At 72.9% G+C, this 20,870-nt stretch carries 17 protein-coding genes; 11 read left to right on the top strand and 6 right to left on the bottom strand.

What is annotated here, in order from left to right; genetic code table 11:
- Positions 1–120 precede the first annotated feature (120 nt).
- From AB0H84_RS31780 to AB0H84_RS31770, 3 genes are all read left to right on the top strand, one after another.
- Complete coding sequence (locus AB0H84_RS31780) at positions 121–1,041, top strand: VOC family protein (protein WP_357612240.1); 921 nt, start codon at positions 121–123, stop codon at positions 1,039–1,041.
- A 181-nt stretch (positions 1,042–1,222) separates the two neighbouring features.
- Positions 1,223–3,706: a tetratricopeptide repeat protein gene (locus tag AB0H84_RS31775; protein ID WP_357612238.1), complete on the top strand. Its 2,484-nt coding sequence runs from the start codon at positions 1,223–1,225 to the stop codon at positions 3,704–3,706.
- Positions 3,707–3,838: 132 nt separating this feature from the next.
- Complete coding sequence (locus tag AB0H84_RS31770) at positions 3,839–6,568, top strand: AAA family ATPase (RefSeq protein WP_357612235.1); 2,730 nt, start codon at positions 3,839–3,841, stop codon at positions 6,566–6,568.
- A 35-nt stretch (positions 6,569–6,603) separates the two neighbouring features.
- On the opposite strand, the gene AB0H84_RS31765 is transcribed toward AB0H84_RS31770, so the two are convergent.
- Entirely contained in the window at positions 6,604–7,278 is a 675-nt protein-coding gene (locus tag AB0H84_RS31765) for a carboxymuconolactone decarboxylase family protein (RefSeq protein WP_357612232.1), read from the bottom strand.
- Between the two features lie 323 nt (positions 7,279–7,601).
- On the opposite strand from AB0H84_RS31765, the gene AB0H84_RS31760 reads away from it, so the two are divergent.
- A complete protein-coding gene (locus AB0H84_RS31760; protein WP_357612229.1) occupies positions 7,602–8,219 on the top strand; it encodes a TetR/AcrR family transcriptional regulator in 618 nt (205 codons plus the stop codon).
- Positions 8,216–9,661: an FAD-dependent oxidoreductase gene (locus AB0H84_RS31755; protein WP_357612226.1), complete on the top strand. Its 1,446-nt coding sequence runs from the start codon at positions 8,216–8,218 to the stop codon at positions 9,659–9,661. The genes AB0H84_RS31760 and AB0H84_RS31755 overlap by 4 nt, the downstream gene beginning before the upstream one ends.
- A gap of 21 nt (positions 9,662–9,682) precedes the next feature.
- On the opposite strand, the gene AB0H84_RS31750 is transcribed toward AB0H84_RS31755, so the two are convergent.
- Positions 9,683–10,561 carry an SDR family oxidoreductase gene (locus AB0H84_RS31750; RefSeq protein WP_357612223.1) on the bottom strand — a complete coding sequence of 293 codons (879 nt, stop codon included), beginning with the start codon at positions 10,559–10,561 and terminating at the stop codon, positions 9,683–9,685.
- Positions 10,562–10,654: 93 nt separating this feature from the next.
- On the opposite strand from AB0H84_RS31750, the gene AB0H84_RS31745 reads away from it, so the two are divergent.
- From AB0H84_RS31745 to plsX, 5 genes are all read left to right on the top strand, one after another.
- On the top strand, positions 10,655–11,266 hold the full coding sequence (locus AB0H84_RS31745) for a TetR family transcriptional regulator (protein WP_357612220.1): 612 nt from the start codon (positions 10,655–10,657) through the stop codon (positions 11,264–11,266).
- A 407-nt stretch (positions 11,267–11,673) separates the two neighbouring features.
- Complete coding sequence (locus tag AB0H84_RS31740; protein ID WP_357612218.1) at positions 11,674–12,717, top strand: polyprenyl synthetase family protein; 1,044 nt, start codon at positions 11,674–11,676, stop codon at positions 12,715–12,717.
- A complete protein-coding gene (gene crtI / locus AB0H84_RS31735) occupies positions 12,717–14,171 on the top strand; it encodes a phytoene desaturase family protein (protein ID WP_357612214.1) in 1,455 nt (484 codons plus the stop codon). Before AB0H84_RS31740 ends, crtI (AB0H84_RS31735) begins: the two co-directional genes overlap by 1 nt.
- Positions 14,168–15,067 carry a phytoene/squalene synthase family protein gene (locus tag AB0H84_RS31730; protein WP_357612211.1) on the top strand — a complete coding sequence of 300 codons (900 nt, stop codon included), beginning with the start codon at positions 14,168–14,170 and terminating at the stop codon, positions 15,065–15,067. The genes crtI (AB0H84_RS31735) and AB0H84_RS31730 overlap by 4 nt, the downstream gene beginning before the upstream one ends.
- A complete protein-coding gene (gene plsX, locus AB0H84_RS31725) occupies positions 15,064–16,098 on the top strand; it encodes a phosphate acyltransferase PlsX (RefSeq protein WP_357612208.1) in 1,035 nt (344 codons plus the stop codon). Before AB0H84_RS31730 ends, plsX begins: the two co-directional genes overlap by 4 nt.
- A 5-nt stretch (positions 16,099–16,103) precedes the next feature.
- Here plsX and AB0H84_RS31720 read toward each other — a convergent pair whose 3' ends face one another.
- The gene (locus tag AB0H84_RS31720) at positions 16,104–16,805 is read right to left on the bottom strand and encodes a spheroidene monooxygenase (protein ID WP_357612206.1); all 702 of its coding nucleotides are present in this window, start codon (positions 16,803–16,805) and stop codon (positions 16,104–16,106) included.
- Here AB0H84_RS31720 and AB0H84_RS31715 point away from each other — a divergent pair.
- Positions 16,780–17,376: a glycerol-3-phosphate acyltransferase gene (locus tag AB0H84_RS31715; protein ID WP_357612203.1), complete on the top strand. Its 597-nt coding sequence runs from the start codon at positions 16,780–16,782 to the stop codon at positions 17,374–17,376. The two genes, AB0H84_RS31720 and AB0H84_RS31715, sit on opposite strands and share 26 nt — an antisense overlap.
- On the opposite strand, the gene AB0H84_RS31710 is transcribed toward AB0H84_RS31715, so the two are convergent.
- Genes AB0H84_RS31710 through AB0H84_RS31700 form a run of 3 tightly spaced genes read right to left on the bottom strand, consistent with a single transcriptional unit; the run spans position 17,327 to position 20,678 of the window.
- Complete coding sequence (locus AB0H84_RS31710; protein ID WP_357612200.1) at positions 17,327–18,460, bottom strand: glycosyltransferase family 2 protein; 1,134 nt, start codon at positions 18,458–18,460, stop codon at positions 17,327–17,329. The genes AB0H84_RS31715 and AB0H84_RS31710 overlap by 50 nt on opposite strands.
- On the bottom strand, positions 18,457–19,920 hold the full coding sequence (gene crtI / locus AB0H84_RS31705; protein ID WP_357612197.1) for a phytoene desaturase family protein: 1,464 nt from the start codon (positions 19,918–19,920) through the stop codon (positions 18,457–18,459). The genes AB0H84_RS31710 and crtI (AB0H84_RS31705) overlap by 4 nt, the downstream gene beginning before the upstream one ends.
- The gene (locus AB0H84_RS31700; protein WP_357612194.1) at positions 19,908–20,678 is read right to left on the bottom strand and encodes a carotenoid biosynthesis protein; all 771 of its coding nucleotides are present in this window, start codon (positions 20,676–20,678) and stop codon (positions 19,908–19,910) included. Before AB0H84_RS31700 ends, crtI (AB0H84_RS31705) begins: the two co-directional genes overlap by 13 nt.
- Between the last annotated feature and the right edge of the window lie 192 nt (positions 20,679–20,870).

Raw genomic sequence — 20,870 nt, 5'->3', positions numbered from 1 at the left:
GCGCGCGCCTGCTCCGCCACCGCGCTCACCGGCGGCTCCTGGCTCTTCCCGGCGGCGAGCTCGTACCTTACGTTCAGGGCATCGGCGGTCTTCGCCAGACCTTGTCGAAGGAGGCGCGTGATGGCGCTGCACCGGCTCAGCTCGATCACCATCGGGGTGCCCAACCCCGCCGAGACCATCGCCTACTACACCGAATTCGGCCTGCGGCCCGGCGCGGACGGATGGCTGGCCACCACCGACGGCGGCGACCAGCTCCGCGTCGTCACGGCTCCGACCCGGCGCCTGGTCGAGGTGCGCATCGGCGCCGACGACCACGACGACCTGGCGGCCGCCGCCTCCCGGCTGCGCGCCCTGGGATTCCCCGCTCAGCTCGGCCCCGCGGAGCTGCTGGCTCACGACCTGGCCACCGGGGTCCGCGCCGTCGTCCGGATCGAAGAGCGCCTCGCCCAGGACCCTCAGGTGGCCGGCCCGTACAACGGCCCTGGTCGTCATGACCGCATCGGCACCCGCGCGCCCGGGATCCTGCGCACCGACCGCGTACGGCCCCGCAAGCTCGGCCACGCCGTGCTGGCGACCACCGACCTCACCGTCACCACGGCCTTCTTCCGCGACGGGCTCGGCTTCAAGGCCAGCGACTACATCAAGGACGCCGGGGCGTTCCTGCGCTGCTCGACCGACCACCACAACGTCCTGGTCCTCAAGGCTCCCATCACCTTCCTGCACCACACCTCCTGGCAGGTCGACGACATCGACGACATCGGCCGGGGCGCGACGCGCATGCTGGAGGACCACCCCGAACGGCACGTGTGGGGGCTGGGCCGGCACTACGCCGGCTCCAACTTCTTCTGGTACCTCAAAGACCCCGCGGGCAACTTCAGCGAGTACTACTCCGACATGGACTGCATCGTCGACGACCAGCTCTGGACCCCGGAGACCCTCGAAGGCGCCCGCGGCCTGTTCAACTGGGGTCCGCCGCCGCCCCCGTCCTTCCTGCACCCCGAAGACCTGGCCGCGCTCATGACCGGGGCGCACAGCACCTGACCGGAACCCCGCCGGTGGCGCGGTGGGATGCGGGCAGGACGTGGCGGGTCGCGTTCGGGCGCGGCGCGGTGGCGACCGGCCCAAGTGTGCGGCGACCACGGCCGGCGATAACGTAGCCCGCGACAATGCCGCCCAGCCGGGACGGACAGGGCCGGGACGGACAGGGCCGGGACAGAAGGGGATGGCCGGGACGGTGGAGGGTTCGCCGCGCACGGAGCTCGCGCAGCGGCTGACGATGATCCGGGACCTGAGCGGGCGCAGCCTGCGCGCCCTGGAACGGGAGACCGGCATCAGCAGCTCGTCGCTGTCGCGCTACTTCTCCGGCCAGGCCCTGCCGCCATGGCGGGCCATCGTGGCGCTGTGCCGCCTGGTGCGACGCGACCCGCGTCCCCTGCGCCCGCTGTGGGAGGCGGCCTCGCGCCTGCCGCCCCCGGCGCCCGACGTGCCCAAGGCCGGCGCCAAGGCCGGTGCCGAGGCCAACCCCAAGGACAAGGCCGGCGCCGAGGCCAACCCCAAGGCCGAGCCCAGGCCCCGCAACGACCTGCCGATCGACATCGGCCACTTCACCGGGCGGGAGCGCGAGCTCGACGCGGTGCTGGCGCTGGTACGAGGGGCGCGGGCGGCGGCGATCGACGGGATGGCCGGCGTGGGCAAGACCTGCCTCGCGGTGCACGCGGCGCATCTGCTGACCGAGGAGTACCCGGACGGGCAGCTCTTCCTCGACCTGCACGGATTCACCCCCGGCCGGGAACCGCTGGATGCGGCCGCGGCGCTGCGCGTCCTGCTCGGCGCGCTCGACGCCGGACCGATTCCGGAGGAGATGAGCATCGACGAGCTGTCCGCCCGGTGGCGGGCCGAGCTGTCCCACCGGCGGGCCGTCATCGTGCTGGACAACGTGGCCGACGCCGAGCACGCACGGCCGCTGCTGCCGGGCGCCGGTTCCAGCGTCGTCCTGATCACCAGCCGCAACCGGCTGATCGGGCTGGAGGCGGTCCCGCCGGTGTCCCTGGACACGCTGAGCGCGGATGACGGGGCCCGGCTGTTCCACCGCGCCTGCGGCGACGACCGCGGCGAGCGGGATCCCGCGGCACTGGCGGAGGTGGTGCGCCGCTGCGGCGGACTGCCGCTGGCCATCCAGGTCGCCGCCGCCCGGCTGCGCCACCGCCCGGGGTGGACGGTGGGCGTCCTGGCGGAGCGGCTGCGGGAGGGGATCTCGGCGTTCGACACCGCCTTCGGCATGTCGCTGCGGCAGCTGAACGCGGCCCAGCGGCGCCTCTTCCGGCTGGTGGGCATGCTGCCGGGGGCGGACTTCGACGACCACGTGGCCGCGGTGGCCGCGAACCTCCCGCTCGGCGAGACCCGGGCCATCACGGAGGAACTGCTCGACGCCCACCTGCTGCAGGAGCCCGCACCGGGCCGCTACCGCCTGCACGACCTGGTCCGCGAGCAGGCACGGCGCATCGCCCTGGCGGAGGAGCGCGACATCGATGCGGCGCTGCGGCGGGTGCTCGACCACTACGTGGGCTGGGCCGCCGCCGCGCGTGACGCGCTGCCCAACGCCCATCACACCGCCCACGCCGCGGTGCCGCCATCGCCGCAGCCGGCACCGTCGTTCGGCGACCAGCAGAGCGCGATCGACTGGTTCGACCGCGAATATCCCAACCTGGTGGCCGCCTTCGACCACGCGGTCTCCATCCAGGCCGACGAGCAGGTCAGCCTGCTGCCGGGCCTCATGCGGCCGTACTTCTTCCGCCGTGCCGACACCGCCCAGGAGAACCGGATGCTGGAAGCGGCCGTGGCCGCGGCCCGGCGCCTGCACGACGTCACGCTGCTCACCAAGTTACACAGCGACCTGGGGTTCGCCCGTTACACCGCCGGACGCCTCGCCGAGGCCGCGGCCGAGTACGAGCAGGCCGCGACCCTGCTGCCGGCCATCGACGACCCCGAACTGGCGGCCAACCTGGCGATGCGGCGCGGCTACCTGCAGCAGGACCGCGGCTTCGTCCACGAAGCTCTGACGCTCTACCGGCAGGCCGAGAACCGCTTCACCCACGCCGGCCACCGCATCGGCACCGCCTACGCGCTGGCCTTCCAAGGATGGAGCGCACTCCTGCTCGGCCGGTACCAGCAGGCCGCCGAACTGGCGCAGGCGGCGCTGTCACCGGGCGAGCAGCCGTGGCCGCCCCAGGTCACCGCCCTGGTGACGGCCGGCCTGGCACTCGCGCGGCAGGACGCCGGCGCCGCGGAGGACCTGCTGCGCGGGGCGCTCGCGGCAGCCGAGCAGGACAACCATCTGCACAATCAGGCGTGGTGCCACACCATGCTGGGAGTGGTCCTGCGCCACGCGCGCCGCCTCGACGAAGCACTTGACTGCCACCGGCGGGCCATGGACATCATCGACGACCTGGCCGAGGAACGGTGGGCCATGGACCTGCTCAACGCCTACGCCGAGACCTGCCGCGCCGCCGGCCGGCAGGCCGAAGCGCTCACCCTGTTCCGCCGGGCCCTCGACCTGGCCCGGACCATGACGTACCGCCGCGAGGAGGCCCTCGCCCACCAGGGCATCGCGGCCATCCTCGACCCCGCCGACCCGGCCGCCGCGGCCCACCGGCAAGCGGCCGACGCCATCCTGCGCGAACTGGACATCCCCGGCGTCCCGCTGTGACTGCGATAAGGGCCGTTCCGAACCGGAGCGTGCGGCCATGCCAGTCATTCGACGGATTCGCGGTCGTACCGGTGGTCCATAGCATGTTCTGACGAGTCCGTACCTGTGCGGCCGAGGCAGAGGGGATTGGTCATGCTCATCGGGCGGGCCGGCGAGCAGGCGGCCGTCGAGCGGTTGATCGAGGGCGTGCGCGGGGGCAGGAGCGGGGCTCTGGTGCTGCGCGGTGAGGCGGGCATCGGCAAGTCGGCGCTGCTCGATCACGCCGAGGCATGGGCGGACGGCGACGTGCGGGTGCTGCGCGGCGCGGGGTTCGAGCTGGAGATGGAGCTGCCGTTCGCCGGACTGCATCTGCTGCTGCGCGGAGCACTGGATGGCATCGGGCGGCTGCCCAAGGCGCAGGCGGAGGCGCTGCGCGGGGCACTGGGCATGGACCGGTCGCCCGGCGGGGACCGCTTCCTCGTGGGGCTCGCGGTGCTCACGCTGCTGGCGGATCTGGCCGAGCGGCGCCCCGTGCTGTGCCTGGTGGACGACGTGCAGTGGCTCGACCACGCCTCGGCCGAGGCGCTGCTGTTCGTGGCCCGGCGCCTTGACGCCGAGGGCGTCGCGATCGTCTTCGCCGCCCGCGACGACCAGCGCGCCTTTCCTGCCGCCGGCGTGCCGGAGCTGCGTCTGACGGGGCTGGACACGGCCTCGGCGGAGCTGCTCCTTCAGCAGGCCGGCGAGCTGGCCCCGTCGGCGCGTGACCGCCTGCTGAAGGAGGCCAGGGGCAACCCGTTGGCGCTGCTGGAGCTGCCCACGATGCTGACCCCGGCGCAGGCCGCGGGGGAGCTGCCGGTGCACGCCATCGGGGCCGAGCCGGCCTCTGCGCCCAGTCGGGTCTCACGGATGTTCGGCGATCGCATCGCCCGGCTGCCCGTGCAGGCGCGTACGCTGCTGCTGGTCGCCGCCGCCGACGACACCGGCGCCCTCGACGTCGTGCTCGGCGCCGCGCGGGAGCTCGGAGCGGACGTGGCCGACGCCGATCCCGCCGAGGCCGCCGGGCTCATCCGCGTGCGCGACGGGCGGTTCGTCTTCCGCCATCCGCTCATCCGCGCCGCGGCGTACCAGCACGCCTCCACGTCCCGACGGCTCGCGGCGCACCGTGCGCTGGCCGGCGTCCTTGAGGGACGCTCCGCAGACGTGGACCGGTGGGCCTGGCACCTGGCCGCCGCCGCGACCGGGCTCGACGAGCACACGGCGGCCGCGCTGGAGCTCAGCGCCGAGCATGCCAGGGCCAGGGGAGGGTACGCGGCGGTCGCCGTCGCGTACGAGCGCGCGGCCAGGCTCAGCCCGGAGCCCAAGGAACGCGGTCGCCGCCTGGCCGCCGCCGCCGCGGCGGCTGTGGACGCCGGGCAGCACGCGCAGGCCGCCAGGCTCGCCGACGAGGCCGCACCGGACGTCGCCGACCCCATGGCGCAGTCGTACCTGGCCCGTACCCGTGCCATGATCGCGATGGCGGACGGACACGTCAAGAGCGCCCACACCTGGTTGGCCCGCGCGGCCGACAGCGCGTCAGGGCAGGCGGACGACGTCGCCATCGTCCTGTACTTCGAGGCGTTGACACCGGCGTGGATCGCCAGCGACTACGCGGCCATGGCGCGGACGGCGGAACGCGTGTCCCGGCTGCGCTCCACCGGCGAACCGCTGGCCAGGGCGCTGGCCGGCATGGGCCACCTGGCGGCGGAGCAGCCGCCGACGGGCCTGTCGTGGCTACGTGATCTGATCGAGGGGCTGCGTGACAGCACCCGGCCGCTGGAGCTGCAGGAACGCGCTCAGTTCGCCATCTGGGACCTGGTCATCGGCGACGACGTGGCCGCTTATGAGCGGGCGGCGGCCATCGCGCGCGAGTGCCGGGCCAAAGGCGCGATCGGGCTGCTGGCGCTGGCCCTGGCCCTGTTGGCGCGGTCGCAGATGTTCCTGGGGCTGCACCGGGAGGCGCTGGCCAGCGCCAAGGAGGGGCTGCGGATCGCCCGTGACACCGGCCAGCGGCACTACGCGGAGCTGTTGATCGGCGTCATGATCTATCTGGCCGCGCTCGACGGCGACGAGGAACGGTGCCTGGCCCTGGCCGGCGAGATCGCCGGCGCGCAGGACGCCGCCACCGGCGGTCTGCGCTGCGTCGCGCTGAACCTGCTTGATCTCAGTCTGGGACGGCCGGAGGCGGCGCTGCGCAGGGCGGAGGAGTTCGGCGCGTTCGGCCCCGCCGCGCGTGCCGTGATGGTCATGCATCGCATGCCGGACCTGGTGGAGGCCGCGGTACGCGTCGGCAGGGAGGACTTCGCGCGGGCGGCGGCCGAGCGGGTGCGCGTGTGGGCCGCGCAGACCGCCCAGCCGTGGGCCGAGGCGGTGGCGCTGCGCTGCCAGGCGCTGCTGGCCTCCGACGAGGAGGCCGAACGCCATTACGAGCAGGCCGTGGCGCTGCACCTGCGTGGCGGCCGGCTGTTCGAGCGGGCACGTACCGAACTGCTCTACGGCGAGTGGTTACGTCGCATGCGCCGTCGCGCGGACGCCCGCCTGCGGCTCCGCTCCGCCACAGAGATCTTCGAACGGCTCGGCTCCCGGCCCTGGGCCGAGCGGGCCCGCGGCGAGCTGCGTGCCACCGGTGAGCGTCAAGCCGGCGAAATCCCGACGCCCGAGCTGGTGGACCGGCTCACGTCTCAGGAGCTGCAGATCGTCCGGCTGGCGGCTGCCGGCCTGAGCAACCGGGAGATCGCCGCCCAGCTCTTCCTCAGCCCGCGGACCATCGGATACCACCTGTACAAGGCGTATCCGAAACTGGGCGTGGCCTCGCGGGGCGAGCTGGCCAGGCTGGGACTGGAGTGACCCGTGAGGGAGGCCCTGATCCGGCGGTGAACGGCTCAGCTTCTGGGGGCCAGGACGTCGCTCAGCGCGGCGAACGCGCGCCAGGCCTTGGCCAGCCCGAACTCCGAGACCAGCCGCAGGACGGCGCGGATCTTCTCCTCACCTGCGCCGTTCTCCAGCGCCAGGGCGACGTGCAAGTGGAACGACTGGTCGAGCGTCCCGTTCAGGACGTCGGTCGCGATCGTGCACAGCGCGCGCTCGGCCACGGTCAGGTTGGCGCGGCCCCACCGCTCCTCGAACTGCTCGCGCAAAAACGCGGCGAATCCCTCATCCAGCGCCTTCCCGTTCTGGAGTGCCTGCTCGGGCAGCTCCACCGTCCGGCCCGGCCCGTGGTCGGCCGCTGGCTCGTCGAGGTTCTGGCCTACCGCCTTCTCGATCTCGATCAGGCGCATCAGCGTCTCGGCCGCCGTCGGGTAGCCGACGAAGGGGGCCAGGTGGCGTATCGCCTCGCGAATGTCGTCCAGGCGCACGCCGTTCGACAGGGCCATCGTGACGTGCGTCTGCAGCGGGAACTGGAGGTTGTGGCAGCACAGGTCCGCCGCCACGAACACGAACGCCTTCTCGCGCATCGTCAGCTCCGGCAGGCCCCACGCGTATCGTCCGCGCTTGATCGCCATCGCGCCGAAGTCGGCGTCCAGGCTGGTGACGGTGTCCTGGGAGGCGAGTTTCATGGATGCGAACTCCTTGCTGGTGTGCGGGGCGCGCTGGCGCTCGTTCCGCTAATGGCTCTGCGGTCGGGCCGCGCAAAAGACTCCCTCCCCGACACCCGCCGTCACGCGTTTCTCGCGTGCGGCAGGTGAAGGTCGGGCTCTGATCGATCACGCGGCGACAACGCTAGGTGCCTGACTCGGGCAGCGAATCTGTCAGCCGACCGGCCTACCGGCTCCGGGCGCTGCGGCGCACGACCGTGAGCGGTTGATCGTGGCTTGTGACGGGGGAGGACGGGAGGTACGATCGAACCGTACCGTTCGGTTCGGACGAGAAGGGGGCATGAATGGAGCAAGACGACGTCAAGGTGCGCCAGATCCGGGCGGCGGCCAAGACGCTGTTCCTCCGGCACGGTTTCGCCAAGGTGAGCACGGCCGCCCTGGCCAAGGAGGCCGGCGTGTCGAAGGAGACCTTGTACACCCGTTATCCGAGCAAGGAGGCCGTCCTGGCGGACGTGCTCGAACATCTCATCACCACCGCGGAAGAGGCGCATGAGGCTGCGCCCGTCATGACCTCCAGGGCGGACCTGCTGGGCGCGCTGCGCGCGTTCGCGGATCGGCTCCTGGCCGGGCTCATGGACCGCGAGTACATGGAGCTGGCGCGGATCGTCATCGCGGAGACACCGCGGTTGCCGCATGTCGGTGAGACCTTCCGGCACGCCGTTCCCGAACGGGCGCTGGCCCGGGCGCGCGGTCTGCTGGCGGCCGCCCGGGACGCGGAGCTGATCGAGGACATGGATCTGGACAGCGCCGCCCTCATGCTCGTCTCCCCGCTGGTGACCCATGCCCTGCTGAACGTGCTGCTCGTGGCGCCCTCGGCCGGGCAAGCCCCCAAGGCCATGGACGTCGGCTCGTACGTCGCCCTGTTTCTCAGGACGGTTCCCTTCAAGGAGGACGCATCATGAACGCGGATGTCATCATTGTCGGCGCCGGGCCCACCGGGCTGCTGCTCGCGGGTGACCTGGCAGGCGCCGGGGTCCGGGTCGCGGTGATCGAGCGGCGCACGGGAGAGTCCCCGCTGTCGCGGGCCTTCGCCGTGCACGCCCGCACGCTGGAGATGCTGGACATGCGCGGCCTGGCCGACCAGGCCCTGGCCACCGGCATCACGGTGCCCGGCCTGTTGATCTGGGACCAGGTCACGATCGGGATGGCCGAGCTGCCGGGCCGTCATCCGTACATGCTCATCACGCCGCAGTACGAGATCGAGCGGTTACTGCTGAAACGGGCACTCGACAGCGGCGCCGAGCTGCTGTCCGGGCACGAGGTCACCGGCCTGGATCAGGACGGCGACGGGGTGGACGTGCACGTGCGGACGCTCGACGGCGACGCCCGGACGGTGCGCGCGTCGTACGTGGTGGGCGCGGACGGCCGGCACAGCGCCGTGCGCGAGGCCGCCGGCATCGACTTCCCCGGGCACGCCGTCGCCCAGTCGGTGATGCTGGCGGACGTCAAGCTGACGGAGCGGCCGGAGAGACTGCTGTCGGTCAACGGCGTTCGCGAAGGCTTCGTCTTCATCGCCCCGTTCGGCGACGGCTGGTACCGCGTCATCGGGCGCAACCACGACAACGGCGATCTGCCCGACGACGTGCCGGTCGACTTCGAGGAGCTGAAGTGGCTGACCCGCAAGTGTTACGGCACCGACTTCGGCATGCACGATCCGCGCTGGATGTCCCGCTTCCACAGTGAGGAGCGGCAGGCCGTCCACTACCGGATGGGCCGGGTCTTCGTCGTCGGCGACGCCGCCCACGTGCACGCGCCCGCCGGCGGCCAGGGCATGAACACCGGCCTGCAGGACGCGGCCAACCTGAGCTGGAAACTGGTGGCGGCCGTGCGCGGCTGGGCCCGGCCCGGCCTGCTGGACACGTACGAGAGCGAGCGACACCCGGTGGGCAGGACGGTCCTGCGTACCAGCGGGCTCCTCACCCGGCTGGCGCTGCTGCGCTCGCCCCTCCTGCGTACGCTGCGCAACCAGGTCAGCGGCGTGGCCATGCGGGTCAAGCCGCTGCGCCGGGCGGTGGCACTCAACATGCTCTCCGGCATCGCCATCCGCTATCCCGCGCCGGACGGCGCGCACAAGTGGGTGGGCAGGCGGGTGCCGGATCTGCCGCTCGAGGGCAAGGAGCCGAGCCGGTTGTACGAGGCGCTCCGTGGCGGCCGGTTCGTGCTCAGCACCCGGATCAGCCCGCCGAAGGGCTGGGAGGACCGGGTCGTCCACGTGGTCCCCGAGAAGGCGGACGCGCGGAGCCTGCTCATCCGCCCCGACGGCTACCTCGCCTGGGCCGGCGACCGGCCCGACCACAGCGACCTCGCCCGGGTGCTGACAGAGTGGTGCGGCCCCGCCTCCTGACGGGGGCCACCGACATCGCGTTCACGACCCTGCAGTGGTGGAGGCTTCGGCCAGGTTGAGCATCTTCATGACCAGCGCCTCCATCGCGCGGTCCGGCAGGACGCGTCGCAGCCGCGTCAGCAGTTTGGCGTGGCCGCCGATCGGATAGCGCGTGCGCGGCCGCGGGACGGTCATCGCCCGCACCACGGCGTCGGCGATCACTTCGGGCGGGCTGCCGGTGCGCTGGTGGCCCGCGGCGATCTTCTCGATGACGTGCGTGAACGTCGCGCCGTAGTCGGCACGCCCCTGGAGGGAGAAGAGCTCCGCGACCGCGCGGCGCCCGTTCTCCACCAGCTTGGCGGGGGCGCTGCTCCGCGTGGCGCCCGGTTCCACGATGCTCACCTGTACGCCCCAGGGCCGCAGCTCCATGCGCAGCGCGTCGGTCACCGAGACCAGCCCGTGCTTGGCACTCGTGATGGGCCCCAGGAACGGCAGCGTGACGCGACCACCCTCGGAGCCGACGTTGACGATCCGCCCTCTGGCCCGCTTGACCAGCGGCAGGAACGCCTGGGTGACGGCGAGCTGGCCGATCAGGTTGACCTCGAGGTGGTACCTGAACTCGTCCAGGGGGATCAGCTCCATGGGCCACGGCGACCCCGTTCCCGCGTTGTTGACCAGCCCGGTCAGCCCGGACGCGCCGGTGGCCCGTTCCACCTGGACGGCGGCCTCGGCGATGGACGTCTCGTCGGTGACGTCGAGGTGCAGCGGGACGATCCCGCCTCCGGACGCGGCGCGCAGCGCCTCGCCGTCGGCCTCCTTGCGAACCCCGGCGAACACGGTGAAGCCCCGCTCGGCCAGCGCCAGGGCCGAGGCCCTGCCGATGCCCGACGATGTCCCTGTGATCACTACGGTACGTGGCATCGTGGCATCCTTCCGCGAGATAACTCAACGATGATGAGATCAACATAGATGACGCCCAATCCGAACTCAACACGGGTGAGTTAACCTGGTCGGGTGACTGATACGCGTCAGAAAAGAGCAGGCGGACGCCGACCGGGAGTGTCGGGGACGCGCGAGGCGATCCTGGGCGCGGCCCAGCGGAGCTTCGCCGAGCACGGCTACCTGGCGACCACCATCCGGGGCGTCGCCTCGGCCGCCGGCGTGGATCCCGCGCTCGTCCTGCAGTTCTTCGGCAGCAAGGACGGGCTCTTCGACGCCGCGTTGCGGGCCGACCCGCCCACCCGCCACCTGGCGTCGCTGGTAGGCGAGGGGGACGTCGACGATCTCGGGGAACGGCTCCTGCGCCGCTACCTGGAGCTCTGGGAAGCCCCCGTGACGGGAGCCCGGCTGCTCGCGGTGGTGCGCGGGGCGTCGGCCTCGCCCAGCGCGTCAGCGATGGTGGCCGCGTTCATGGCCGACGAGGTGATGCTGCCTCTCGCCCGCGCCATCGGCGCCGACCGCGCCGAACTCCGGGCCAACCTCACCGGCGCGCATCTGCTGGGCGTCGCCACCGCCAGGTACGTCCTGCGCGTCGAGCCGCTCGCGTCACTCGAACGCGAGGACCTGATCGCCCTCCTAGCGCCCATGGTGCAGCGGCATCTCACCGGTGACCTCGACCGTCTCTGAACCTGCCACGGGCCGGTCATGTGACGGATTCTTCAGCTTTTCTCTTGATTCGTACGCGCCTGAGTGGGGGCCTGGCCGGTGAGATGACGCTGGAGCACGGGGGAGATCCAGCCGGTCAGCTCACCGGGCTCCGCGGCGACCAACGCCCAGCCGCCGGGAGACGGCTCCGATGCCGTAGCTCGCGTCTTCCACGCTGACCGGTCTGTCCTCGCCCATGGTGTTCCCGCTGCGGCTCGATGGGTCCGACCATCTTTTCGCGGTTGCGGGGTTCCTCGGATGCACGCGCGGGCGTGTCCCGTTTGGGATCCGGCGTCCGATGGCTACCGTGAAGATGCGTTTCGGATCGTGTGCAACAAGGTCCGCTCCTCCTGCGAAGGCTTTCTCCAGCGACAGAAGGAGCTGCGTGCATGGACACGGTGACCTCGCAGATCGGCCGGGTGCGCGAGCTGGTCGACCGGCACTTGGCGCGCCTGCTGGACGAACGGCTGGGGCGGCTCGGCTTCCTGGACGGCCCGGACGTCGAGCTGGTGCGCGAGTTCCTGGTGGACTTCGTGCTGAACGGCGGCAAAAGGGTGCGGCCCGCGTTCGCCTACTGGGGCTACCGGGCGGCCGGCGGCGAACGCCCGGCCGAGGTGCTGCCCGCGGCCTGCGCCGTGGAGCTGGTGCACGCGGCGGCGCTGCTGCTGGACGACGTGATGGACGAGGCGGACTCGCGTCGTGGCCGGCCGTCGGCGCACGTCGCGCTGGCCGCCCTGCATCGCAGGTCGGGCTGGCGGGGTGATGCCGACCGGTTCGGCGAGTCAGCGGCGACGCTGCTCGCGCTGCTCGCCTGGGGCTGGGCCGATGCGGCGTTGCTGAAGACCGGCCCGCGCCTGGGCCCCGCGCTTGAGATCCTCACCCGGCTACGGGTGGAGGCGATCGGCGGGCAGTATCTCGACCTTGCCTGCACGGCGGCCGCCCGAGCGGGCGACGAGCGCACAAGCACCATCTCGCTCTACAAGTCCGGCAAGTACACCGTCGAGCGGCCCTTGCACCTCGGCCATGCCATAGCCGGCGGCAGCCCACGCCTCCGGCGGACGTTGAGCGCGTACGCGCTGCCGCTGGGCGAGGCGTTCCAGCTCAGGGACGACGTCAACGGCGTGTTCGGTGACCCTGCATGTACCGGCAAGCCCGCCGGCGCGGACCTGCTCCAGGGCAAGGCGACCTACCTGCTCGCCGAGGCCCGCCGGCGGACGGGTAGCGCGCTTCTGGCGGACATCACCGATCAGCTCGGGGTGGCGGCGGCGCGAGAGTTGATCAGGGACTGCGGCGCGCTGGAGGCGGTGGAGCGACGCATCGCCACTCTGGTCGATGAGGCGGTCACGATGCTGGACGCGCCGCCCGGCATCTCGCCGGAAGCCAGACAGGCGTTGACGGAGCTGGCAGTCCTGTGCACCACGAGGGACTTCTGATGAGCCCTGTGGTGGTGATCGGGGCGGGTCTGGGTGGTCTGGCGGCGGCCGTGCACCTGGCCGCGGCCGGTCGGCAGGTCAGCGTGGTGGAAGCACGTGACGAACCCGGCGGCTGCTGCGGCACCGCGCGCCTCGGCGCGTACCGCTTCGACATCGGTCCGTCCGTGCTGACCATGCCCGGCCTCCTGGCCGAGGTCTTCGGCGCGGCCGGCCAGGAACTGCGGCACTGGCTGCCGTTGCGCCGTTTGGATCCGTCGTACCGGATGGTCTTCGACGACGGATCGCGGCTGGACATGCTGCCAGAACGCGAGGCGATGGCCGAGCAGGTGCGCACGGTGTGCGGGCCTGCGGAGGCGGCGCGCTACGAGCGGTACCGGCGGCTGCTCGACGAGCTGTTCCGGGTGGAGTGGCCGGCGTTCATCGACGCGGACATGACCAGGCTGCGCGCGCTGTTTCGGCCGGCCGCGCTGTTGCGGCTGGCCGCGCTGGGCGGCTTCCGGCGGCTGGACCGCTTGGCGGCCCGTCACCTGACGGACCCGCGCCTGATCAAGGCGCACACCTTCCAGGCCCTGTACGTGGGGCTGTCGCCGCAGCGTGCGCTGGGCGTCTACGCCGTCATCGCGCACATGGACACCATCGGCGGCGTGTACTTTCCCGAGCGTGGCGGCATGCACGCCATCCCGGTGGCCATGGCGGCGCTGCTGGAGAAGCTGGGCGCAAGCATCCGATACGGCCTACGAGCGAAGAGGGTAGAGACCGACGGCGACGGCGTCACCGGCGTCCTGCTGGAGGACGGCGAACGGCTGCCGGCCGGGCACGTGGTCGTCGCGTGTGACCGGCTGGCGGCCCGGCGGCTGCTGCCGGACCTGGCGGACGACTGGCGGCTGCGCCGCCCCCGCCATTCCCCTTCCTGTCTGGTGATGCACGTCGGCCTGGACCGCTCCTTGGCCGGTCAGGCGCACCACACGCTGCATTTCGGTCGGACCTGGCGGGAGACGTTCACCGCGCTGGCGGCGGGGCGGCCGCAGCCGGACCCGAGCCTGCTGGTCACCTGCCCCGAGCCGGACGGCGAGGCCGCGCCGGACGGGCACGTTACGCTCAGCGTCCTCGAACCGGCGCCCAACCTGCGGCGTGCCGACTGGAGCCGGCTGCGCCCCAAGCTGGAGGCGCGGCTGCTCGGACGCATGGCCGAACTCGGCTACGGCGACCTCGCGGGCGCGCCCCGGCTGGTGCTCGACCCGCCCGCGTGGGCGGCGCGTGGGCACAGCGCGGGCACCCCGTTCGCGCTCGACCACCGCTTCACGCAGACGGCGTGGCTGCGCCCTTCCGGCGTCGCCCGGCGGGTGCCGGGGCTGCACTTCGCCGGCATGTACACCGCGCCCGGGGTCGGGGTGCCTCCCGTGTTGATCTCCGGCCGGCTCGCCGCCGAACGTATCCTCAAGGAGGTCCGTTGACGCTCACCGCCAGCTACGAACGCTGCCGGCGGCTCCACGCCCGCTACGGCCGTTCCTACTATCTGGCCACCCGGCTGCTGCCGCAGTGGAAGCGGCGGCACGTGCACGCTCTGTACGGTTTCGCGCGCTACGCCGACGAGATCGTCGACTCCTTCACGATGACCGCCGACCGAGGTCGCGCCCTCGACGCCCTGGCAGCCCGGGTCGAGGCCGGGCTGGCGGGGGCGAAGCCGGACGATCCGGTGCTGCCCGCGTTCCTGCACACGGTGCACTCCTTCGCTATCGACCACGACGACATCGGCGCCTTCTTGGCGTCGATGCGCGCCGACCTGTCGGTGACCCGGTACGCGACCTATGACGACCTGCTTGGTTACATGGCCGGTTCGGCCGCCGCCATCGGCACGATGATGCTGCCGGTGCTGGAGCCGGCGCCCGGCTGCGAGCAGGCGGCCCGCGAGCCGGCCCGCCAGCTCGGCCTGGCCTTCCAGCTCACCAACTTCCTGCGGGACGTCGGGGAGGATTTCGCCCGGGGCCGCGTCTACCTGCCGATGGAGGACCTGGGCAAGTTCGGGGTGCGGGCGGGAGATCTGGGCGCCCGCCGTACCAGGACCGCGCTGCGGGACCTGCTCGCCTTCGAGGCCGGGCGCGCGCGTGACCACTACCGTGCCGCCGTGAGCGGTATCGGCATGCTCGTCGCCTCGTCGCGGCCGTGCGTGCGCGCCGCCTTCGATCTGTACGGCGGCATTCTCGGCGAGATCGAGCGCCGCGGGTTCGAGGTCCTGGCCGATCGGGTACGGGTGCCGCGCCGGCGCAAGGCGGCCGTGTTCGCCCGGCACCTGCTGGCCTCCGCCGAGGCGGGCAGGGCCGAGCGCCGTGTCCGCGTGGAGCTTCCGTGACCGCCGGACCGCCCGTGGTCCTGGACGCCATGGGCGGAGATCACGGGCCTGCCGAAACGGTCGCCGGTGCGGTGCTGGCGCAGCGGACGCACCATGTGCCGGTCATCCTGGTCGGCGACGGACCACAGCTGACCGGCGAACTGCGCGGGCACGATGCCACAGGCGAGATCGCGGTGGTGCACGCCGACGACGCCGTGCCGATGGCCGAGCGCGGACCCGCCGCCGCGGCCCGGGCGGCCTCCAGCCTCGCGATCGGCTGCCGGCTGGTCAGCAGCGGCGCAGGCGGGGCGTTCGTGTCGGCCGGATCCACCGGCGCGGTGGTCTCGTGCGCGGTGCGCGGCATCGGCCGGTCAGGCGGCGTGCTGCGGCCCGCTTTGGCCGTGGCCCTGCCTTCGCTGCGGGGCGGCGCGAGCGTGCTGGTGGACGCGGGCGCGACAGCTGATCCGAGCCCAGCCATGCTAGCCCAGTTCGCCCTGCTGGGCGTGGGCTACGCGCGCGCCGTGCTCGGCCGGCCCGACCCGGTGGTGGGCTTGTTGTCGATCGGCGTCGAGCCGGGCAAGGGCAACCGGCTGACCCGCAAGGCCGAGGAACTGCTCGCCGAGCTGCCGGTGCGCTTCCATGGCAACATCGAGGGCCATGACGTGCTGGCCGGCACGGTGGATGTGATCGTCACCGACGGATTCACGGGCAACGTGGTGCTGAAGAACGTCGAGGGCTGCGTCCGCACGGCGCTGGCCATGGTCGCCGAGGCCGGCATCGCCTCCCCGGTCCGGCTCGCCGAGGTCGCCCGCCGCTACGATCCGGAAACGCACGGCGGCGCCGCCCTGCTCGGCTTGGGCGGCACCGTCGTCGTAGCGCACGGCTCCTCCCGGGCGGCCACGATCGCCCGGGCGTGCGTGGTGGCGTCCGCGCTGGCGGGGCAGGACCCGGCGGCCGGCACCGCAGTCGGCACCGCAGTCGGCACCGCAGTCGGCACCGCAGTCGGCACCGCAGCCGGAGCCGGGGTCGTGGCGACGGAGCCGGTGCCGTGACCGACTCAGCGCAGCGGGTCGGTCCCGTCCCAGGTGCCCTGGCTGGCATGCGGGATGAAGCGAGCGAACAGTTCCTCGGCGTACCAGTCGTGTGCCCGCACCCGCTCGATGACCCGCCGGTGCGCCTCGCCGCGGTAGGCGAACGCGCGCACCGCCTCGCGGTCGCGCCACAGCGAGAAGGTCGCCTGCCGGGCCAGCGGCCACTCGCCCATGCCGATCGAGGCCAGGCAGCCGTCCTGCCGCACCAGCAACTCGTCGACCGGCGGCACCGACCGGTAGAAGGCGGCCAGGCGGCTGAGCCGGATCGATGCCCTGGTGAGCACCGCTACCGGCCCTTCACCGCCGTGCCGGGCGATCCGGCCGTCGAAGGGGTCGCGTCCCGCCCAGGCGCCGTGCGAGGCCACCGGGGTCAGCCGCACCTGCCAGCTCTCGGCCGCCTCCGTACGCCAGCGGGCGGCGATCGACGAGCTGCTCAGGAACTCCTCCAGATCGCTCGCGTCGCGCCAGACCGCGAACAGCGCCCACCGGCGCAGGTCGGCGCCCAGCGACATGGCCCGGCCCCGGCCGGTGCCGAGCAGCCTCCAGAACAGCAGCCCGCCGGCGCGCCGCAGCAGTGGCCGGTCGAAGGCCATGTGCTTCATCGCGCGGGCGCTGTCGTACCGGACGAGGTGGAACGACGCGATGGTTGAGGTGCTGGTGGCGGTCATCGCCGGCTACCTGCTCGGCTCGGTGCCGGTCGCGGTCCTGGTGGCCCGCGTGCACGGCGTCGATCCGCGCGACGTCGGCGACTGCAACCCCGGGTACTGGAACGTCAAGGAGCAGCTCGGCCGGCGCGCGGCCGTGCCGGTGTTCGCCGGCGACACGCTGAAGGGCGCGTTGGCCGCCCTGGTAGGGCTGCTGGTCAGTGGTGCCCACACCACCGCGCTGGGCGTGGTGGCCGAGGTCAGTGTGGTGCCGGTGTATCTGGCCGTGGCGGCGGCCATGGCAGGGCACGCATGGCCGCTCTTCGCCGGCTTCCGGGGTGGCCGGTCCGTTCTGACCTTCGCGGGCGGCATCGCGGTCATCTGCCCGCCGGCGTTCGTGCTGGCGGTGGCCGCGCTGGCGGGGACGGCGCTGGCGCTGCGCTCGTTCGCGGTGGGGGCGCGCCTGGCGGTGTTCGGGGTGCCGGTGCTGCAGTTGCTGTTCGCGCCCGCGGAGCTGGTGGCGGCCACCGGCGGGCTGATGTGCATCATCGGGCTGCGGTTCGGCCAGGCTGCGCTCGCCGCGCGCCGCCGCTGACGTTCCGCGCCCCTGCGGTGTCCGGATAGGTACGACCGCGCCAGGTCCGTACGGGACGTAGCGTGGCCTGCGTCAGCCGGAACGCGGACGCCGGGTCGAGCAGCGGCGACAGCAGCAGGCCGACGCCGGGCTCGCGATAGCTGCCGCGCAGCGCACCTGCCAGCAGCAGCCGCACTGTCAGCAACGCCGCGTCCAGGCCGGTGGGCCGGCCGGCGGCCAGGCGGAGCATGGGCAGCGCCCCGGTCAGCCAGATGACGGCCAAATCGGCCGCCTGCCAACCGCACCCGGTCACGTCGCGCAGCGGCAGCGAACGTCCCCACTCGCGCCACAGCTCGCCTGCCGAGTCGTGCATGTCGACCTCCAGCAGAGCGGAGGCGTCCAGGAAGCCCACCGCCCAGCCCCGCGCGGCCAGGCGCCGGGCCAGCGCCACGTCGTCGGTCATCCGATCCCGGACCAACGCGAACCCGTCCACCTCAGTCATCTGTTCTCTGCGGAAGGCCAGGCACTGGCCGTTGGCGACGACCCGGTGCGGCGGCGGCGGGCTCGCCGGGCCGACGGGCCCGAACCGGTAGACCAGCGTCGTGAGCATGGAGGCATGCAGCGCCTGCTCCAGCACGCCGTCGCAGACGAACCGCGGGGCCGCGCTCACCAGGTCGTACCGCTGCAGGGCCTGCGCGAGCGCGCCGAACAGGCCCGGCTCGGGCCGGGCATCGGCGTCCAGGGTGACCACGACCTCGCCACCCGCCACCGCCACCCCTTGGTGCAGCGCCCACTGCTTGCCCACCCAACCGCCCGGCAACGGCCCGGCGGTGACGACCTTGGCACCCAGCGAGGCCGCCACCTCAGCCGTACCGTCGCGGGAGCCGTCGTCTACCACGATCACCTCGCTGACGGCGGGGGCCGCGAGCACGGCACGCAGGCACGGCACGATCCTGGCCGCCTCGTCGCGTGCGGGGATCACCACGGAGACGGTGACGCCGGCGTCCGGCAGGGCCCGCAGCGGCGGCAGCCGACGCCGACCGCGCGCCAGCCTGGCGAGCACGGCGGCGGCCGCGACCGTCTGCGCGGCGGTGAGCGGCCTCATCTCGTCCCACCCGGAACGCCCGCGGCGCCTGTGCCGGGGAAGTCCTTGCCGACCAGCCCGGCCACGATTCGCGCGCCCAGCGCCACCATCGGGAGTCCGCCGCCCGGGTGCACCGAGCCGCCGACCAGGTACAGGCCGCGCCGCGGGCCCCGGTTGCCGGGACGCAGGAAGGACGCGAGCCTGCCGTGGTAGGCGCTGCCGTAGATGGCGCCGCCCCAGGCCCCGTAGCGGTCGCGCAAGTCGGCCGGGGTGAACACGTCGGCGAAACGCAATCGGCCGGCCAGGTCGTGGCCACGCTCGGCCAGCCGTTCCAGGACCAGATCCCGGTACGCCTCCGCCCCGATCGGCCACCGGCCCGGATCGCGCGCGGGCACGTTGACGAGCATCGTCCAGTTCTCCGCCCCCGCCGGAGCCTGGGAGGAGTCGTCCACGGCCGAGCACCCGAGGTAAACGGTCGGATCTTGCGGTGGGCTCCCGCGGCCGAAGATGTCGCCGAACTCCCGCTCATAGTCGGCCGAGAACAGCACCGAGTGATGCGGCAGCCCAGGCGTGCGCCCCTCCACCCCCGCCAGGATCAGCAGAGCCGACGACGAAGGCCCCAACCGCGCGATCCTGCGCAGCCGGCGGCGATGCGGCAGCAGGCGGCCGTACAGCGCGGTGGCATCGATGTTGGCCACCACGGCGTCGGCCCGGACACGTTCGCCACTCGCCAGCCGCACCCCCGTCACCCGCGAGTTGCTCGCCTCGACGGCGGCGACCGGCTCGGACAGGAACACCTGCACCCCGCCGGCCTTCAGCAGCAGCGCCAGGTCGTCGGCCAGCCGGGGCAAGCCACCCGGCACGTACCAAACCCCCTGCCCATGCTCCAACGCCGGAACGCAGCCCAGCGCGGCCGGCGCTCGATACGGGCTCGACCCGGCGTAAGTGGCGTAACGGCCGACGTACTGCCGCAGCCGGACGTCCCGAAAGTAGCGGCGGGCCAGTCCGTCGAGCGTACGCGCGGGCGCGACCGCCAGCAGGTCCGACAGCCTGGCCTCGCCGGGCTGCCGGACCAGCGGCCCGGCGAACACGGTCCGGTGCGCCGCCTCCAGACAGCCCCGGGCCCAGCCGTGGAAGGAGCGCCAGGCCCGTCCCTCACCCGGGGCCAGCCGCTCCACCTCGGCGGCCATCCGCTCCGGGTCCCGCCGGGCGTCCAGCACCGAGCCGTCGGAGAACCGATAGCGGCAGAGCAACTCGGGCTCGACCAGCTCGCGCTCCAGTCCCAGCTCGCGGAACAGGTCCGGCATGGTGACCAGCGAGGGCCCCAGGGAGAAGGAGAACCCGTCCCGGCGATGCTCGGCCAGCTTGCCGCCCAGCCGCGGCAACTGCTCATACAGCCGTACCTCGTGCCCATGCCGGGCCAGCAGCAGCGCGCATACCATGCCGCCCACGCCGCCGCCGATCACCGTCACCTCTGCCATGAGCGCCTCCAGGCCGGCGCCGCGAACGCGCCCATCGCGATCCCCCCGGCTACCGCCACCAGCGGGTCGGGCGGGTCGAACACCGCGGCGAAGGCGACCGTCTCCATGACCGCCATGACCGTGTACAGCACGAGCAGCCCCCGCCCCGGCCCCGTGTCGCCGCAGACACGTCCGACGACCAGCATGACCAGCACCGACACCAGCAGCCAGCCCGCGAAGTTGCTCAGCGGAATCCCCCGGTAGAAGCCGGCCTGCGTCCACGTCCACAACCCCAGCCGGACCATCTGCGGATCGAGGAACAGGTCCCACGCCGTCAGCGCGCCCGCCCCTACGCACACTCGCGCCCACCCGCCGCCCGGCGCGACGGCGGCCGCCACCGCGTACGCCGCCAGCCCCATGCCACCCCAGGCCAGCGCCACCACCACAGGAACGCCGCCCGCCTGCGGCCACAGCACGTCGCTGTAGCTGTACGCCCCGAACGGGAACCCCGTCAGCACCCCGATCATCTCGGCCACATACCCGGTCAGCACCGCCGCGCCGAACGCGGCCACCGCCCTACGCGCGCCCCACGCGTCCGCCGCGAAAGCCACCGCACACGCGGCCAGCAGCACCACGATCAGCCCGGCGAACCGTTCCGGCCGCGCATCCAGCCCCGACGCCACCTGCCAGCCCGTCATCGCCAGCAGGAACAGCACGCCCAGCGCGCGTGCCGAACCCAGGGCCAGACGGGTCACCCGTTCGCCCGGTGGCTGTTCCACACCCTGTCTCTCGGAGCGCCCGCACACACGGATGCACGTGCCCAGCCGCCCGCCAAGCGATCACCATGGCCGTACGAGCATCAGGACAAGAATCGCTCCCTGGGCAGCGCCGCGGCGACCACGTTGACCGTGCGACGCCGCTGTGCCTTGACTCGAAGATGGGCATATCGATGACCGCAGGCAAGCGTGCCG

This window comes from Nonomuraea sp. NPDC050786, from assembly GCF_040654115.1.
GTDB lineage: Bacteria > Actinomycetota > Actinomycetes > Streptosporangiales > Streptosporangiaceae > Nonomuraea.
Note: the sequence above shows the minus strand (reverse complement) of the source record. Positions and strands in the feature narration are given on the sequence as shown.

Coding starts and splice junctions, on each gene's coding strand:
- AB0H84_RS31780 (WP_357612240.1), top strand. CDS start 121: ATGGCGCTGCACCGGCTCAGCTCGATCACCATCGGGGTGCCCAACCCC.
- AB0H84_RS31710 (WP_357612200.1), bottom strand. CDS start 18,460: ATGAGGCCGCTCACCGCCGCGCAGACGGTCGCGGCCGCCGCCGTGCTC.
- AB0H84_RS31715 (WP_357612203.1), top strand. CDS start 16,780: ATGGTTGAGGTGCTGGTGGCGGTCATCGCCGGCTACCTGCTCGGCTCG.
- crtI (WP_357612197.1), bottom strand. CDS start 19,920: ATGGCAGAGGTGACGGTGATCGGCGGCGGCGTGGGCGGCATGGTATGC.
- AB0H84_RS31760 (WP_357612229.1), top strand. CDS start 7,602: ATGGAGCAAGACGACGTCAAGGTGCGCCAGATCCGGGCGGCGGCCAAG.
- AB0H84_RS31740 (WP_357612218.1), top strand. CDS start 11,674: ATGGACACGGTGACCTCGCAGATCGGCCGGGTGCGCGAGCTGGTCGAC.
- crtI (WP_357612214.1), top strand. CDS start 12,717: ATGAGCCCTGTGGTGGTGATCGGGGCGGGTCTGGGTGGTCTGGCGGCG.
- AB0H84_RS31775 (WP_357612238.1), top strand. CDS start 1,223: ATGGCCGGGACGGTGGAGGGTTCGCCGCGCACGGAGCTCGCGCAGCGG.
- AB0H84_RS31755 (WP_357612226.1), top strand. CDS start 8,216: ATGAACGCGGATGTCATCATTGTCGGCGCCGGGCCCACCGGGCTGCTG.
- AB0H84_RS31770 (WP_357612235.1), top strand. CDS start 3,839: ATGCTCATCGGGCGGGCCGGCGAGCAGGCGGCCGTCGAGCGGTTGATC.
- AB0H84_RS31765 (WP_357612232.1), bottom strand. CDS start 7,278: ATGAAACTCGCCTCCCAGGACACCGTCACCAGCCTGGACGCCGACTTC.
- AB0H84_RS31750 (WP_357612223.1), bottom strand. CDS start 10,561: ATGCCACGTACCGTAGTGATCACAGGGACATCGTCGGGCATCGGCAGG.
- AB0H84_RS31720 (WP_357612206.1), bottom strand. CDS start 16,805: ATGACCGCCACCAGCACCTCAACCATCGCGTCGTTCCACCTCGTCCGG.